General features: G+C 60.1%; 12 protein-coding genes. 7 read left to right on the top strand and 5 right to left on the bottom strand.

The genetic code is table 11. The features are described 5' to 3' along the window. Positions 1 to 10 precede the first annotated feature (10 nt). The 4 genes from ACA058_RS16215 to tssF are packed head-to-tail and all read right to left on the bottom strand — an operon-like array spanning position 11 to position 7,676. Complete coding sequence (locus ACA058_RS16215) at positions 11 to 2,167, bottom strand: type VI secretion system Vgr family protein (RefSeq protein WP_497634931.1); 2,157 nt, start codon at positions 2,165 to 2,167, stop codon at positions 11 to 13. A 16-nt stretch (positions 2,168 to 2,183) separates the two neighbouring features. After that, complete coding sequence (gene tssH / locus ACA058_RS16210) at positions 2,184 to 4,829, bottom strand: type VI secretion system ATPase TssH (protein WP_497639945.1); 2,646 nt, start codon at positions 4,827 to 4,829, stop codon at positions 2,184 to 2,186. After that, complete coding sequence (gene tssG, locus ACA058_RS16205) at positions 4,826 to 5,836, bottom strand: type VI secretion system baseplate subunit TssG (protein ID WP_497634930.1); 1,011 nt, start codon at positions 5,834 to 5,836, stop codon at positions 4,826 to 4,828. Before tssG ends, tssH begins: the two co-directional genes overlap by 4 nt. Positions 5,837 to 5,840: 4 nt before the next feature. Beyond that, complete coding sequence (gene tssF / locus ACA058_RS16200; protein WP_497634929.1) at positions 5,841 to 7,676, bottom strand: type VI secretion system baseplate subunit TssF; 1,836 nt, start codon at positions 7,674 to 7,676, stop codon at positions 5,841 to 5,843. A 301-nt stretch (positions 7,677 to 7,977) separates the two neighbouring features. Between tssF and ACA058_RS16195 the strand changes: the two genes are divergently transcribed. From ACA058_RS16195 to ACA058_RS16165, 7 genes are all read left to right on the top strand, one after another. Beyond that, on the top strand, positions 7,978 to 9,972 hold the full coding sequence (locus ACA058_RS16195) for an ATP-binding response regulator (protein ID WP_497634928.1): 1,995 nt from the start codon (positions 7,978 to 7,980) through the stop codon (positions 9,970 to 9,972). Between the two features lie 151 nt (positions 9,973 to 10,123). Continuing rightward, positions 10,124 to 10,642 carry a type VI secretion system contractile sheath small subunit gene (gene tssB, locus ACA058_RS16190; protein WP_497634927.1) on the top strand — a complete coding sequence of 173 codons (519 nt, stop codon included), beginning with the start codon at positions 10,124 to 10,126 and terminating at the stop codon, positions 10,640 to 10,642. 50 nt (positions 10,643 to 10,692) lie between these two features. After that, positions 10,693 to 12,183, top strand: a complete 1,491-nt coding sequence (gene tssC, locus ACA058_RS16185; protein ID WP_497634926.1) for a type VI secretion system contractile sheath large subunit — start codon at positions 10,693 to 10,695, stop codon at positions 12,181 to 12,183. A gap of 14 nt (positions 12,184 to 12,197) precedes the next feature. Beyond that, positions 12,198 to 12,635 (top strand): type VI secretion system baseplate subunit TssE, encoded by a 438-nt coding sequence (tssE, locus tag ACA058_RS16180; protein ID WP_497634925.1) that lies wholly within the window; start codon positions 12,198 to 12,200, stop codon positions 12,633 to 12,635. 168 nt (positions 12,636 to 12,803) lie between these two features. After that, complete coding sequence (locus ACA058_RS16175; RefSeq protein ID WP_497634924.1) at positions 12,804 to 13,298, top strand: Hcp family type VI secretion system effector; 495 nt, start codon at positions 12,804 to 12,806, stop codon at positions 13,296 to 13,298. An 86-nt stretch (positions 13,299 to 13,384) separates the two neighbouring features. Then, positions 13,385 to 13,798: a hypothetical protein gene (locus tag ACA058_RS16170; RefSeq protein ID WP_497634923.1), complete on the top strand. Its 414-nt coding sequence runs from the start codon at positions 13,385 to 13,387 to the stop codon at positions 13,796 to 13,798. Between the two features lie 78 nt (positions 13,799 to 13,876). Continuing rightward, positions 13,877 to 14,329: a hypothetical protein gene (locus tag ACA058_RS16165; protein ID WP_497634922.1), complete on the top strand. Its 453-nt coding sequence runs from the start codon at positions 13,877 to 13,879 to the stop codon at positions 14,327 to 14,329. Positions 14,330 to 14,416: 87 nt separating this feature from the next. On the opposite strand, the gene tssA is transcribed toward ACA058_RS16165, so the two are convergent. Further along, positions 14,417 to 15,499 (bottom strand): type VI secretion system protein TssA, encoded by a 1,083-nt coding sequence (gene tssA, locus ACA058_RS16160; RefSeq protein ID WP_497634921.1) that lies wholly within the window; start codon positions 15,497 to 15,499, stop codon positions 14,417 to 14,419. Between the last annotated feature and the right edge of the window lie 3 nt (positions 15,500 to 15,502).

Below are 15,502 nucleotides of genomic sequence, written 5' to 3'. Positions count from 1 at the left end.
CCTTGGCCTGCTAGTGCTCAACGAAGGGTTGACCGCTGCGTGCTGCGTTGCGCAGGGCTTGGGATTGCGCTTGCGGCCCGGCACTGCCTGGGTCCTGAGCCGCTGTGCCAGCGTTGGGCGCGGGGCCGGCGGCCCGCGCGTCGACATAGGCGATGGGGTTTTGCTTGAGCCGCTCGACGGCGTTCAGCGCGGCGGTGCTGCCCTGGTAATCCGGCGTACTGTCGCCCCCCTGAATTTGAGTGACCTTGCCGAATGCCGTCTTCAACGTGGGAAACAGCTGCTTGAGCGCCGCTTTTGCCGTCGTTGTCACCGCACCCGGACTGCCCCCGCTATTGATGCGTACCATCGGGCCGCTGATGTCGATGCCTGCCGGCGACATCACGATGAAACTGGCGCCGACCTTCAGGCTGATGCTGGTTTTCGCTTCGATGGTGACTGTGCTGTCCGAGCCGATTTCGATGCCGGCCTGTCCCAGCAGCGTCAGTTTTGCCTGACTGGCCTGGACAATGTCCGCGCGGGCGTTGAGGTGGTAGACATCCTCACTGGTGATCTGGATTTTGCCCTTGGTTTCCAGTGTCCAGTTCTCGCCGGTGCTGGTGCTGTGACTGGCGGCGATTTTCACCGCCCGCTCATTGGCTTGCTCGTTGATGGTCTGCTTGACCAATACATTGAGATCACGCTCGCCATGGATGAATATCTGTTCTTCGCCCTTACGGTCTTCGAAGTGCAGTTCATTGCCACCGCCGCCGCCGGGGGTGCTCAAGGTTTTCAGGGTGCTGCGGCTCTGGTGCAGCGGCAGCTCATAGGGCGGCAGGTTGACACCGTTGAACAGGCAGCCGGTGATGATGGGGCGATCCGGGTCACCCTCGAGGAAACTGACCAGCACTTCCTGGCCGACCCGGGGCAAAAAGAATGCGCCCCAGCCATTACCGGCCCACGCTTGGGCCACCCGCGCCCAGCACGAACTGCGTTCATCGTAATGGCCGCGCCGGTCCCAGTGAAACTGCACCCTGACCCGGCCGAACGCGTCGGTGTGGATTTCCTCGCCCTTGGGCCCGACCACAAACGCCGTCTGCGGGCCCTGGATGCGTTGTTTGTGGGTGGTTAGGGGCGAGCGGAAAGGCACCTTCAACGCAATGACCGTGAAGCTGTTGCTGTAGCGCGCCGCGCTGTCGTCATCCAGGTTGTTGCAGCCCTGGTGTTCGACACCGGTGATCAAGTATTCGGTGTTCATCTGCTCGACCGGGTGGTCGATCAGGCTCATGCGATACCCTGGTGTCAGCAGGCGCACGTTACTTTCGCCGAACAGCGTTTCGTGGCGGGTCTCTTCGGCTTCCATCATCAATCGCGCCAAGCGTTCGCCATCCTCGCGCTTGTCGTAGCCGGTGGCATACAGGAAGCGTTCGAAAGGCTGGTTGTCGCCCTTGTGCGCGAGCGTGTCGACCGACACCTGCAAATCGTTGTGCGGCTGCTGGAAATTGAAGTCGCGCATGACGATGCGCCCCGTACGCAGGCTATGCCTGCGTTGCAAACTACTGATGCAGTCTTCTTCCTGAATTTCATCGCTGTAGTGGAAGCGCACCGGCGCCTTCGACAGGGGTTGATACTGGTCGGCGTTGTCGCAAAGAATTAGTTTGCTGCGGGTTTTCTCGTGTTCGAAAAAATAGTGAATACCTTCCTGCTCCATCAGGCGCGCCAGGAAATCCGCGCTGGTCTCCTGGAACTGCGTGCAGTACTCCCGCGCGTTATGCGTATTGGCAAGCCGGGTCTGGTAGTCGTGGAAGGAGAACTCGGCGAATACCTGATCGATGATCTGCGGCACGCTCAATTGCTGGAAGTGCCGGGTGTCCTGGTGATGCAGCAGAAACCAGAGCGGCGGCACCAGCTCGCAACGGTAATGGGTAAAACGCGGGGACCGTCCGCTGCGGGTGAAACTGGCGATTTCGCCGGCCCAGTAGCGCTCTTGACCATTGTCCAGGTCCAGGCTGAGGCTGGCTTTCTGCCTGAGCAATTCGACGACGTCGATATCGTCTCGCTCGGAGCGCAGCTCCAGGGTAAAACTGAACAGCTGTGACAGCGCTTCGCGACCGCTGAAGCTCTGCAGCATCAGTTCGGCGCCCAAGGGGGAGGAGAAGATAAACGGGCGCGATTGCTGTGAGTAGGGCATACAACCTCCGACTGCCTCAGGTTTCGACCCGGGTTACAAATTGATCCTGCGCGTCGATGTCGGCGCTGACCCGGCTGAAGACAAGGCCTTCACCCATCTTCACCAGAACCTGTTCGGCGATGGCGGGCAGCAGGCTGCCCGTTAGGATGTGGTCGATATTGCGTGCCCCCGCATCCACCTCCTTGCAACGCGCGGCCACGGCATCGGCCAGCGCGGGCGTCCAGGTGAATTGCGCATGGTGGTTATCGGCGACCCTGCGGGCGATTTTTGCAAGCTTCAGCTCGACGATCAGCCGCAGGTCGGCATCGGCCAGCGGGTAATACGGGATGACCGTACAGCGCCCCAGGAACGCCGGTTTGAAGCGGGTATTGAGCTCGGGCCTGATCAGATCGTTGAGTTCGTCCACCGAGGGCGGAGTCGGCACATCTCGACAGGCCTGCATGATCAGCTCGGTGGCGGCATTGGAGGTGAGGATGATCAGGCAGTTGCGAAAGTCAATCTCGCGGCCTTCACCGTCCTCCATCGTGCCTTTGTCGAAGACCTGGAAGAAGAGTTCGAGCACGTCCGGGTGGGCTTTCTCGATTTCGTCCAGCAGCACCACGCTGTAGGGCCGCCGCCGCACGGCCTCGGTGAGTACGCCGCCCTCGCCATAACCGACATAGCCTGGAGGGGAGCCCTTGAGGCTGGAAACGGTATGGGCCTCCTGGTATTCGGACAGGTTGATCACCACCATATTGCGTTCCCCGCCAAACAACGCATCCGCCAGGGCAATGGCGGTTTCGGTCTTGCCGACCCCCGAAGTACCGACCAGCAGGAACACGCCCTTGGGCTTGTTCGGGTCTTCCAGATTGGCCCGCGATGTCCGCACTCGCCGGGCGATGGCCGCCAGTGCGTGAGGCTGGCCAATCACGCGCTGCTGCAGTTGCTGTTCAAGGGCCAGCACCGCATCGATTTCGTCGGCGACCATGCGCCCGACCGGAATGCCGGTCCAGCCGGCGATCACATCCGCCACTGCGCTGGCATCGACCAGGGCATGCAACATCGGTGAGTCGGCCTGCAATTCGCTCAGTTGCTGGCGCAGCTGGCTGATGTGTTCGGCGTCGGCCGTGGCGTCGCCACTCTGGGCGGCCGCAGCGTCCGGGCTCTCCACCGCGTCGAGCAGGGCGATCAGTTGCTGGACCAGTTCACGCTCACGCTCCCAGCGCTGCTGGAGTTGCGCCAGTTGTGCTTCGCCCTGGCCACGCTGTTCATCCAGCTCCTCAAGGCGCGGTTGATGCTGGCCGCCACTGGCGGTTTCACGCACCAGCTGGTCGCGCTCGACCGTCAGGCTGTCCAGCAGGCGGCGCAGGCGTTCAATATCGCTTGGGGTGGAATTCTGGCTGATGGCGATGCGTGCGCAGGCGGTGTCGAGCACGCTGACGGCTTTGTCCGGCAGTTGGCGACCGGCCAGATACCGCGAGGAAAGGCGTACCGCACCTTGTACCGCTTCATCGAGAATGCGCACCTTATGGTGCGCGGCCATCGACCGGGCGACACCGCGCAGCATGTCGATGGCGAGGGTTTCGTCCGGTTCTTCGACGCGTACGACCTGGAAACGCCTGGCCAGGGCGGCGTCCTTCTCGAAGTATTTCTTGTATTCGCTCCAGGTGGTCGCCGCGATGGTGCGCATCTCGCCACGGGCCAGGGCTGGCTTGAGCAGGTTGGCGGCATCATTCTGGCCGGCGGCGCCCCCGGCGCCGATCAGGGTATGGGCTTCGTCGATGAAGACGATGATCGGCCGGGCGCTGCGTTTGACTTCATCCACCACTCCTTTGAGCCGGCTTTCGAACTCGCCCTTGACGCTGGCGCCGGCCTGCAACAGGCCGAGGTCCAGGGCCAGCAGACTGACGTTGGCCAGGCTCGGTGGCACATCGTCGGCGGCGATCCGCAGGGCCAGGCCTTCGACCACCGCGGTTTTCCCGACGCCGGGCTCACCGGTGAGAATCGGGTTGTTCTGCCGACGACGGCCAAGAATGTCGATCATCTGGCGGATCTCGCCGTCACGCCCGAGCACCGGGTCCAGCTTGCCGCTGCGGGCCTGTTGGGTCAGGTCGACGCAATAGCGGTCCAGATTGGGCGTGGCACTGGGACGCCCGTCACCGGCCGCTGGCTCGCTGCTGCTGGCGGTATCGCCCAGGGCCATGGCTTGTCGGGCCTCGGCGGATTGCCCGGTGATGGCATGCAGATCACGGCGCAGGGCATCCTTGTCGATGCCCGCAAGGGTCTTGAGCCAGGCCCCGGCCTGGCGGCGCAGGTCATCGCTGGCGAGCAAGGCCAAGAGCAAATGGCCGCTGCGCAGGCGCGCTTCACCGAAGTCGATCGACGCGCAGAGCCAGGCGGCTTCGAGCAGCGCCGGCAGTTGCGCCGATAATGCCGGCGTGCGGTTGTTGCCGCTTTTCAGGCTGTTCAAGGTGCGTTCGAGCTCACGTTCGAGCGCTGAGGGGTCTACGCCGAAATGCTTGAGGATGCGCGACAGGTCGGTGTCCGGGGTGTCGAGCAGCTTGAGCAGCAGGTGCTCGATTTCGACATCGTAATGACTGCGCGCCATGCACAATCCTGCGGCGGCCTCCATGGCGGTCTTGCAGATCGGATCAAGCCGCGCCACCAGTGCACTCAGATTCACCGCCATGATTGTTCTCCAGTTGCATTGAAACGGAACTCGCAATGTTCGGCGGCGCCCTGACGAGGCCTGCCGCCGGGCTGTCCAGCCAGCCAGGTATTCCAGCCAAGACGGGGAGTCAGGCCCAGGCGCAGCGCGGGGACCTGATCCGCCGCCAGGGCCAGGCGAATGCGCAAATCGATGGCAAGGTCGCTGATAAAGCGCGCCAGTTGCGCGGTACCCGATAACCGCGCGCCGTGTCCGGGGGCGCAGGGCAAAAGTGCTTCGAAAGCTTCAAGCGACAGCGGGCCGGCGATCAGTCGCAAGGTGCTCTGGCGGTCCCAGTAATGACTGCCAAGCTGGCAATCGTCGGCCAGGCGAGCTGCGCTTTTGCCCAGGCGTGTGCGTCGGTGCGGCGGAATCTTTTGCCAGGTACCGACACACGACTCGACCATCACCGGTGCCTGCAGCCAATGGCTCATGATCTGCGCAATGCTGCCCGGCCCATGGGGGCGCTGGGCGATCAGGCCGCTGTAGTAACCCAGGGCGGCGGCCTGCAGCCCGGCCGACGCGTGGGCGGCCGATTGCAACAGTGGCGTACCCAGGCCGATCAAGTCGTAGACATGCCCCAGCGCTCCGGGCCCGCGGTTCAATTCCACAGCGATCTCGGCACGGTGGTGGGCCCAGGCGCGCCAGAACAAATCCAGCAAGCGCTGGTTGAACAGGTCGAAAAAATCACTGACCGCGCGTTCGTTGCGCCTTTCCAGCGCCAATTGCCATTCGCTGTAATGGCGCGGCAGCACGCCATTGGGGCCGCTCAATCCGAGAAAGTTGACGCGCAGGCACCAGGTGCCGGCAGGGCTGCGCTCCAGGCTGGAAATCTCACCGGGTGCGAAGGTCAGCCCCGACTGGCTGCTGCAATAACCGTGGTTTTCACTGTGCTGCAACAGGCGCAATGCCTGAAAAAAGGCAAAGCGCCAAGGCTGCTCGTGCAGGTGCGTGAGCGGGGCATGCAGATCGGCGGGCTTCATGGTCTCAGGCCAGGGGATGGGCGCCGACGCGCGCCGCAAACATCACCACCCGCTCTTCCCGCTGGCGACTGTACACACTCAGGCGAGTCCAGGAGTTGGCCGTACAGTAGAGGCCGAAGAACAGATCCAGAACCCGGGCCAACAGGTAGATGCCGCTGCCTACGTAGAGATCCTCATCGAAGGTCAGGGCAATTTCGGTGCCGCGAACCCAGGCCCGTCGTGGCGCCTGGCCGATCAGTTCGAGCCCGGGCGTGGAATGGATGCTGACAATTCCGGCGATCTGCCGGCGCAGGCTCGCCGAGTCGGCGAAGTTGTACAGGCTGAGTATTTCCAGCAGCGGCTCGCGTCCGCCTTCGACAATCGACAGATGATTGAGTGCCAGGTGTGAGATCAGGCGCCATTGATTGGCCAGGCGCATGGGCGCGCGCCAGGTCGCGGAGGGTTTTTTCAGCAGGCGTGCACGGCCCACGGCACCGCCATCCTCGCGTTGCAGCAGGCTGTCATCACCCCCAAATGGCAAGAGCGAGGGCAGGTCGCGATTGGTGCAGGTCAGGGCGATCGAGAGGCTCTCGGCCGCTGGCAGATGCGGGTCCATCTGCCGGTCCACCAGGGCAATGCGCAGATCGCTGGCGTCATCGCCATGCACCGATGGCACGCGCCGGGCGATCCACCAGGTGTCGCGATCGCCCTGATTGTCTTCGCCGGCAGTGCCATGAAACACCGAGTAGAAGGGCAGGTAGTGGGTCAGGGTTTCCTGCTGGGCCGTGCGAGTGTGGCGGCACAGGCTGTCGATGCTGTAGACCTCCAGTCCCAAGGGGCGGCGTACATCGGGGATGACCGGATACTCGTGCAGTTCGTGCGTCAGGCGGATGGGTTCGGCCTGCTGTTTGAACAGGTTGACCACCGGGGTGCAGTGCAGGCGAAAGGTCTCGACACCGACGCCCTGGACCAGTCGCGCCAGCCGCTCGGGGCGTCCGAACGGGCGCAACTCGATATGAATTTCGACGGCGCGCGCAAACCGGCTCAAGTCCAGTTTGAGCAAGTCGATGAACAGGAATTTTTCCGGCAGGGTGAAATATTCCTGGATCAGCCGGTAACCGATAAAGGAGCGCGGGTCGTAATCGAGAATGCCTTCGTCGGCGGCAAAACCGACTGCCTGCAGGGCCTCGGCGTGCAGTATCAAGGGATCGACCTGGGGTTCGCCATCAGCCGCGCTGATCACAATGCGCTCCACGCTATTGAGCAACAGCTCATGAAGGCAATGCACCAGGGCACTTTCACCGTCCAGGAAAAACCGCAGGCGCCCAGGGTTGAGCTGTCCCAGTGTCAATTGACCGCTGGCTTGCAGGCGCAAGCTGATTTTCGCCACGCTGGCGGCAGACACCTTGCTGCGTTGCGCCGAAGTGCAGCTGGCCTGGCTGATGCTGATCGGCCAGACCTCCACGGGCCAGGCGCAACGGTATTTCACCGCCATCCCCTGGACCGGGCGCGTCAGCAAAAGGGTACCGCGCGGGACCGCCTGCATGGCATTGAGCGTTACCCCGAGCGTGGGCAGCAGCTGTGCAATGGACATCGACGGCACGGGCCGCAGGAAATGCGGATAGAGCACCGAGAGCAATGCTTCACTGATTTGTGGGAAGTCGTCGTCGAGTTTTTTGTTGATACGTGCGGTGAGAAAGGCAAAGGATTCGAGCAGACGCTCGACATGCGGGTCTTCGCACACCTCGCCATCGAGCAACAATCGGCTGGCTATTTTCGGGTAACGCTCGGCGAAGTCGCGCGACAGTTTGCGCAACGCGAGCAGCTCTTCCTCGTAGTAGGGCAACAGCGTGTCGAGCATGGTGCGAACTCCAGCAGGCAGCGCTTGACCAGTTCGCACAGTCTAGAGACGCACCTGGCCACGGCCTATTTGCCGAATGGCCTATGCCTGTGGGCGTGAGGCGAAGTCCGCGATAGTTCAAATCGTCCGACGTACGGCGCAAATGCCCGGTTGAGTGGCCATGGATCCAAGGGGTTATTGCACTATATTACTAATGGCTTGTTGATATCACTTTGGCTTTGGAACCCCCGTCAATCTTGCTCCAGTCTATGGGCGATCGGGTCAGGGACACTATCTTTTACCGTGCAGAGGTGCGACGCGCATGGCCGCTCAGTCGGAAGAGGATTCACACGATGCACCTGTGCGCTCGCAAGAAACGCCACAATCGCGCTGGCATAGTCACAGGCAGGCTCTGCGCAGCTGGTTGCTGTCCAGGCCCTTGTACATACGCCTGGCATTGCTGGCGGTCGTACCTTCGTTTATCGCCACCCTGGTGGCCTTGCTGGTCCTTGGCAACTATTCCGAGCACGAACTAACGCGGCTATTGGTCGAGCAGGGCAGCCTGGAGTCGACGTTGCTCGCCACTCACCTGCAAGAACCCATGGCAACGGGGGACGTCCCGCGCGTGGCACGGCTGATTGAAGCTGCCGTGCGCCATTCGCCTTTACAGGGCATCAAGGTACTGGCCGACTCCGGTGAAGTGTTGGCGCAGACCCGGCGCGCCGACGCCAGCGAACAAGAGCTGGTGACCGAATTCGCCTTGCTGGATGCCCAGGGTGCCAGGCAGGGGCAAGTGGTGCTGCAATACAGCAAGGAAGGCATCTTGCTGATCTGCCACAAGCAGGATCAACTTATATTCGCCCTACTCGCAGGCTGGCTGCTGATGATTGGAGGCGTCAGTTGGTGGGTGGCGCGCAAGGTTAGCAAACCCATCAGTATCCTTGCCGATGCCATGGACCAGTTGGACCAGGGCGTTCTTGCCCAGGTCGAAGTCAATGACGAAGCGGACATCGGCCGGTTGCAGCGTGGTTTCAATCACACCGCGCAATCGCTGCTGGAACGCCGGCAGAACCTGCAGGCGCGGGTCGATGCGGCGACGACCCAGCTGATTTACCAGAATGCGCAACTGCAGGCATTGAGCGAATCGAAAACCCGGCTGCTGGCGATGGCCAGCCATGACCTGCGCCAGCCATTGCACGCACTTACCCTGTTTATCGATGCCCTCAAGGTTGACGAAACCGATCCGGTACGGCGCGAACATGTCAAACGCATGCAGGAGTGCGTCGAGGCGCTGGATCGCCTGTTTTCCGAGCTGCTTGACCTGTCGCGACTGGACTCCGGCGTGGTCCTGCCGCAGTGGTCGGTTCAGCAACTCGACACGCTGTTCGACGAAGTCAGTCGCAACTTCAGGCCGATTGCCGAATCCCAGGGGCTGCGGTTGATCGTGCGCAAGACTGATCTGCAGGTGCGCAGCGACTATGGCATGTTGGCGCGAACTCTCAATAACCTGGTATCCAATGCCTTGCACCACACCCTGCACGGTGGCGTCCTGCTGGGCGCGCGCAAGGCCGATGGGAAAATTCGCATCGACATCTGGGACACCGGCGTCGGCATCGCGGCAGAGCATCAGCAACGGGTGTTCGAAGACTTCTACCAGGTGCCCATGAGCCCCACGTCGGCCAACGGCAGCGAGCGCGCAGCGCGTGTCAGTCGTGGTATGGGCCTGGGACTGGCAACGGTGCGGCGCCTGTGTGAATTGATGGCTGTGCCGATTCGGCTGCGTTCAGTCCGGGGCCAGGGAACGGTTATCAGCCTGTGGCTCGAAGACGCCAGTCAATCTGTGTGCGAAGACCGGCGTTTGCCGGTCGATGTCACCTACCCCTTACCGGTGAGTGGATTGCGGATTCTGATCGTCGACGATGAACCGGTGATCCTCGAAAGCTTGAGCATGGTCCTGAACAACTGGGGCATGATCGTCGAAGTAGCGTCCAGTGTCGGCGAGGCTCTGGAACTGGCCCGGGCCTGGCAGGAACCGGCCGACATCGTGTTGACCGACCTGTTGCTCGGGGATGGCGATGGCCTCGATGTGCTGCGCGGCATCCAGGAGCTGGAGAATGTTCGCGGTCGACCCCCGGCGGGGCTGATGGTCACCGGGGAAACCAAACCCGAGCGTTTGCACGCAGTAGCGCAGGCCGATATCCCGGTGTTGCACAAGCCGGTCTCGCCACGGGTGATGCGCGAAGCCATCGTCGCCTCGCTGTTTCACCATCGCGGTAAATTCGCCGTGCAGATGTTCGGCGAACGGCGCAAGGGCTGAATCGCGCCGCCCGGGGTTCGCCCGGGCAGGTTAATAGAGCGAATTGCCTATATCCAACTGGCCGTCCGGCCAATACCCGCGGCAGGCACCACGACCTAAATTGAGGCAAATGCTCCGGCGTACCGCCCGGGCGTTCGCAGAGGTCGCTCCCATGGCAAAGGAAAGTACCCAGCATAAACTCGACAGGGTCCGCGCACCGCGTGTGCAACTGACCTATGACGTGGAAATCGGCGACGCCATCGAAAAGAAAGAACTGCCCTTCGTGTGCGGTGTACTCGGCGACTTCAGCGGTCAGCCGCAGGAGCCACTGCCCAAGCTCAAGGAGCGCAAGTTCGTCAACCTCGACAAAGACAACTTCGACGACGTGCTCAAAGGCATGAAACCGCGCCTGCAGTTCCAGGTAGACAATCGCCTGACCGATGACAACAGCCGCATCGGCGTGCAATTGCATTTCTCCAGCCTGGCCGACTTCGAACCCCAGGGCGTGGTGCAGCAGATCGAACCGCTGCGCAAGCTTTTGGAAGCGCGGCAGAAACTCGCCGACCTGCGCAACAAAATGGCCGGTAATGATCGCTTCGAAGAGTTGCTGGGCGAGGTGTTGAACAACACCGACCAGATCGCCCGCCTGAGTCGCGAAATGGCTGCACCGGTAAAATCGGAAGAAAGCTGACGCCGGCCACGCGCCTGCCCGCAAGCCTGAACCTCACAGGAGAGCACGAGATGGCCGATACACAGACTGAACCTGGCAGCGCCGCAGCCCCCGTGGCCGCCAGCGAGGCGCCGTCGTTACTCGACAGCATCCTGGCGCAGAGCAGGGTGGCCCGTACCGACAGCGAAAAAGCCCGCGCTCGCGACCTGATCGCCGAGCTGGTGGCGCAGGTGAACGAGGGCGAGATGAGCATCTCCAACGACGCCATCGCCTCCATCGATGCGCGCATCGCCCAGCTCGACGGCCTGCTTTCCGAACAACTGTCGACGGTGATGCACGCCCCCGAGTTTCAGAAGCTCGAGGCCAGCTGGCGTGGGCTCAAGTACCTGGTGGACAGCAGCGAAACCAGCACCAGCCTGAAGATCAAGGTGCTCAATGCGAGCAAGAAGGACCTGGTGAAAGATCTCAAGAGCGCTTCGGACTTTGATCAGTCGGCGCTGTTCAAGAAGATTTATGAGGAAGAGTACGGGACCTTTGGTGGTGCACCCTTTGCCGCCCTGGTTGGCGACTTTGAATTTGGCCGTCATCCGGAAGACATGTACCTGATGGAGGAAGTGTCGCACATCGCGGCCGCTGCCCATGCACCGTTCCTGTCGGCGGCATCGGCGGAGATGTTCGGCTTCGACAGCCACACGGAGCTGTCCGGCCCACGGGACCTGGCGAAAATCTTCGACACCGTGGAATACGCCAAATGGAAATCCTTCCGCGCCTCGGAAGACTCCCGCTATGTCGGCCTCGCGTTGCCCCATGTGCTCGGCCGTTTGCCCTATGGCCCGGACACGGCCCCGGTGGAGGCATTCAACTTTCAGGAAGACGTCTCGGGCAAGGACCACGGCAAGTACCTGTGGACCAATGCTGCCTATGCGCTCGCGGCCCGCACCACCGATGCCTTTGCCCGCTACGGCTGGTGCGCGGCGATTCGTGGCGTTGAAGGTGGCGGCCTGGTTGAAGGCTTGCCCACCCATACCTTTGGCACCGACGACGGAGAAGTGGCGCTCAAATGCCCCACGGAAATCGCCATTACCGACCGCCGCGAAAAAGAACTGGCCGACTTGGGTTTCATTCCCCTGGTGCACTGCAAGGACACCGACTACGCGGCGTTCTTCTCCACCCAGTCGGCGCAGAAATCCAAGCAATACAACACCGATGCGGCTAACGCCAATGCGCGGTTGTCGACCCAATTGCAATACATCTTTGCCGTCAGCCGAATTGCCCATTATTTGAAATCGATGATGCGCGACAAGATCGGCAGCTTCGCTTCCAAGACCAGCGTCGAGAGTTTTCTCAATACCTGGATCGCCCAGTACGTGCTGCTGGATGACACCGCTTCGCAGGAGCGCAAGGCGCAGTTCCCGCTGCGTGAAGCGCGCATCGAAGTGGCCGAGGTTGCCGGCAAACCCGGGGTGTTCAAGGCGGCGGCCTTTCTGCGCCCACACTATCAACTGGACGAATTGAGCGTGTCGTTGCGCCTGGTGGCGGAACTGCCGAAGTCAGCGCGCTGAAGGTTCGGTGAGCGATGAGCAGCCTGATTGATCGCCTGCAGGAACAGGCAAGCGTGCCCCCAGCGGGGCGCGTGGACCATGTGGCGTTGCGCAACGCGGTGGCGCGCGACCTGGAGTTCCTGCTCAACACCCGCTGCGAAGCGATCCGCCTGATCCCGAACGGATTTGTCGAATGCCGCAAGTCATCGCTGACCTATGGCATTCCGGATTTTTCCGCGCTGAGCCTGCACAGCGCCAAGGACCGCGACAGCATCCGTCGGGGCCTGGAACAGTCGATTGCCTTGCATGAGTCGAGGCTGACGCGAGTGCGTGTGAGCCTTGAACCGCTCAACGAACAGCGGCGGATTTTGCGCTTCAAGGTGGAGGCATTGTTGTCCCTGGGCGGTGAGCGGCAACAGGTGCAGTTCGATGCGCAGCTGCAATTGCATACCCAGACTTATGCGGTCGCCTGAGGCCACCGCGACCTTGGTCCTAACTCAAACAGCCGACGTTATTGATGAATGCTTTCTACCGAATGCCCACGCTGGTTAGACCATCCGGGGAATGTTCACAAGTTCCAGGCATTTCTACACTGAATCTCACACCGCCGGCCCCTAGTCCGGCTATTCAGGAGCACTGACATGGCATTCGACGCATTTATCCAGCTTGAAGGCATCAAGGGCGAAAGTACTGATGACAAGCACAAGGACTGGATCGAAATCCATAATTACGGCTTTGGCGCCTCGCAAACTTTATCCAGTACGGCTTCATCGGCGGGTAATTTGAGTTCGGCTCGGGTAGACGTTCATAATTTCATATTCACCCATAATTTGGATCTGGCCAGCGTTAAGTTGTTTGAGTACTGCTGCACCGGCCAACACGTTCCTAAAGTTACTGTAACTTTGAATCGCTCGGGTGGCGATAAAGCTAAGTACATGGAGTACAAAATGAGTGATGTCCTCATCAGTTCGGTGAGTCGTGGGGGAGATGCTCAAGGAAATGAGGATGTGCCTGTAGAGAGTGTGAGTCTTGTTTTCGGGAAACTCGAAATGACCTACACAAAAATCGGTATCGACGGAAAAGCAGCCGGGAATGCCTCGGCCGGCTGGGATCGCAAAGCGAATAAAAAAGTTTGAATATTTTTTACAGGTGGGCGGGGCATGAATTTTAAAGGCGGTTTTTGATGAGTCAGGTTGGTATAATACAACTTGGAGTGAAAAAAATGTCTGAAGTCTACTTTCAAACAGTCGAGGTTAACTCGGGTCCAAGGCCTACTGGTGGTATGTCTAATTTTGGGTCAGGTGTCGCGGCTGGCGTTAAGCTACTTCAAAAATCCTTGGTATGGCTTAATGGATGGGGGCTGTCACGTTATGTAAATCAAGAAATAGACAAACTTATGCCCCAGATCTTGCCTAGACTTGTACGTGGGCGTGGAGTTTTGTTATGCGTCGGAATCCAGGAGTGGAATCAGGAATTTGAGGGTGCGAAAATGCAAAGCTTTCTAAGCGTTCATGTGGCGGCTGAGGGTGTTGATCCACAAAGTTGTCTTCGCGAGTACTTATCACAACCGCAATTAAGTCAGGGTGCACCAAAAGGCTGGATCAGAAAAGATGTTTTTATATGGGTGTCACATTAAACTTGAGTGCGTCGGGCAAAGTTATGAATGTTTGATTATACCCATGAGTCCATGACTCCATGGGTTCATAGGAGTTCAATGGTGATGCCTATTTGGGACTGGCGCGACGAAGGTTTTATGCTTGAGCCCAAGCGCGTTGTGGTCGGTCATTTTTATACTCTCTATCGTGTCTGGGGTGGTGTCTCAACGGAAATGGGTAATCCGGCTCGCCCAGGTGTTTGCTTTTCACTTGAGTGTCCGAATACGAGAAAGGAAGCGGAAGCGTTATTTTCTATTGCGGAGTGGGGGAATAGTTGTCGCTATGTTACTAAATTTCAAGTGCGTCCAGGCGCAGTGGTGTATGTGGAGAAAGTGCATCCTGGTGATTTCCATGGGTGCGAAATGGGATATCCTGGCACTCAGGTTTTTATTGAGACGCGTCAAGTGACGTTGTTCGTTGCGAAAATTGGTAGTGCTCGTTTACTCATTGATGACCTTGGTTCTCACGTTATCGTTCCAAATGACGATCCAGGAGAATACCTTTCATCTTGAGTCTAGGCTTAGCGAAATTGTCACTTGAGTTTCGCACTATTACACCTCAAGATCGAAGTTGCAGAATTGATCAAGTCAGTCGAAATTTCATGACCGTACTACCCCAATTTTCTCCCTAATCCTCCCCAACAACCCCTCATCATCCACTACCTCGCTCAACCACTGATCCAGCGGCATATCCGCCCAAGCCACCGCCCGTTCAACTAAATATGCCACCGGACTATGTGGTTCGCTGTGGCGGAAGAACTCCGCGATTTCCTTTAATTGCCGCAAAGCTTCTTGTTTCGTCGTCAGATTGCGGATATTCAACACCGGTGCGACAGCGCTGGGCTGCTCAAGGTTGAGTGAGCTGCTCATTGTAGCGGGTGTCGAACTCACTTCGGTGGGGACATCAACAATCGTCGGCGCCTGTATTCCCAGCTCTTGCGCCACCTTGAGCAACACCTGGCGCGCCTGACCCAATGTTTCACCCAAGCCGGCCAGACTAGGCGCCTGACGACGGAAACGCGCATTGACCTGCGCATTCAAGCGCTGGTGTGTGGTCTGAGCACGTTCAATGGCGGCAAGGGTGGCCGCGACCGAGTCACGGCCGCTTTTGCGCAGGGCTTGATCGAAGGCTTCGCCATCGGGTTTGCCTTCGTCAATTGCACTCTGCCAAGCCTCGCGATTTTGTCGGGCGAGGTTGTCCACTTCGCGGGAGGTTTGCCAGTCGTTAAGGCTCATGGCCGGCTCGCCACTGGTGAGCGGCGCCTTGCGCAATGCCAGGGTCGCGTACTGGTTGAACCAGGCCAGTCGCGAGGCGCGTTCTTCCAGATCATCGCCCTCGGTCAGTGGATATAGGCCATCCCAGAAATTCTCCAGCAAGCCATCGAGCAGATCACAGGCATCGGCCACCCCGGCAAGGCCATCGCGGGCAATCAGGGCTTCACCCAGCCAGACCGCCGCTTGCAGGTCTTTGCTTTGTCCGCTTAGTACCTGGCTGCTGAGCTCTACGACGTTGCGCCAGTTCGCCGTCTTCAGCTCCGTCTGCCAATCCCCTTGCGACAAACTCGGATCATCGGCGCGCCGCTCTTCGCGAATACGGTCGTAAACCTCGGAAAAACTCACGTCGTCGCCACAGGGAGCCGATTCGCTCAAGGGTTGCAGCAGTGCGGCGATGTCGATGGCCATGGC

The organism is Pseudomonas sp. LBUM1649 (assembly GCF_059716155.1).
Note: the sequence above shows the minus strand (reverse complement) of the source record. Positions and strands in the feature narration are given on the sequence as shown.

Coding starts and splice junctions, on each gene's coding strand:
- ACA058_RS16215 (WP_497634931.1), bottom strand. CDS start 2,167: ATGCCCTACTCACAGCAATCGCGCCCGTTTATCTTCTCCTCCCCCTTG.
- tssG (WP_497634930.1), bottom strand. CDS start 5,836: ATGAAGCCCGCCGATCTGCATGCCCCGCTCACGCACCTGCACGAGCAG.
- tssF (WP_497634929.1), bottom strand. CDS start 7,676: ATGCTCGACACGCTGTTGCCCTACTACGAGGAAGAGCTGCTCGCGTTG.
- ACA058_RS16195 (WP_497634928.1), top strand. CDS start 7,978: ATGGCCGCTCAGTCGGAAGAGGATTCACACGATGCACCTGTGCGCTCG.
- tssB (WP_497634927.1), top strand. CDS start 10,124: ATGGCAAAGGAAAGTACCCAGCATAAACTCGACAGGGTCCGCGCACCG.
- tssC (WP_497634926.1), top strand. CDS start 10,693: ATGGCCGATACACAGACTGAACCTGGCAGCGCCGCAGCCCCCGTGGCC.
- tssE (WP_497634925.1), top strand. CDS start 12,198: ATGAGCAGCCTGATTGATCGCCTGCAGGAACAGGCAAGCGTGCCCCCA.
- ACA058_RS16175 (WP_497634924.1), top strand. CDS start 12,804: ATGGCATTCGACGCATTTATCCAGCTTGAAGGCATCAAGGGCGAAAGT.
- ACA058_RS16170 (WP_497634923.1), top strand. CDS start 13,385: ATGTCTGAAGTCTACTTTCAAACAGTCGAGGTTAACTCGGGTCCAAGG.
- ACA058_RS16165 (WP_497634922.1), top strand. CDS start 13,877: ATGGTGATGCCTATTTGGGACTGGCGCGACGAAGGTTTTATGCTTGAG.
- tssA (WP_497634921.1), bottom strand. CDS start 15,499: ATGGCCATCGACATCGCCGCACTGCTGCAACCCTTGAGCGAATCGGCT.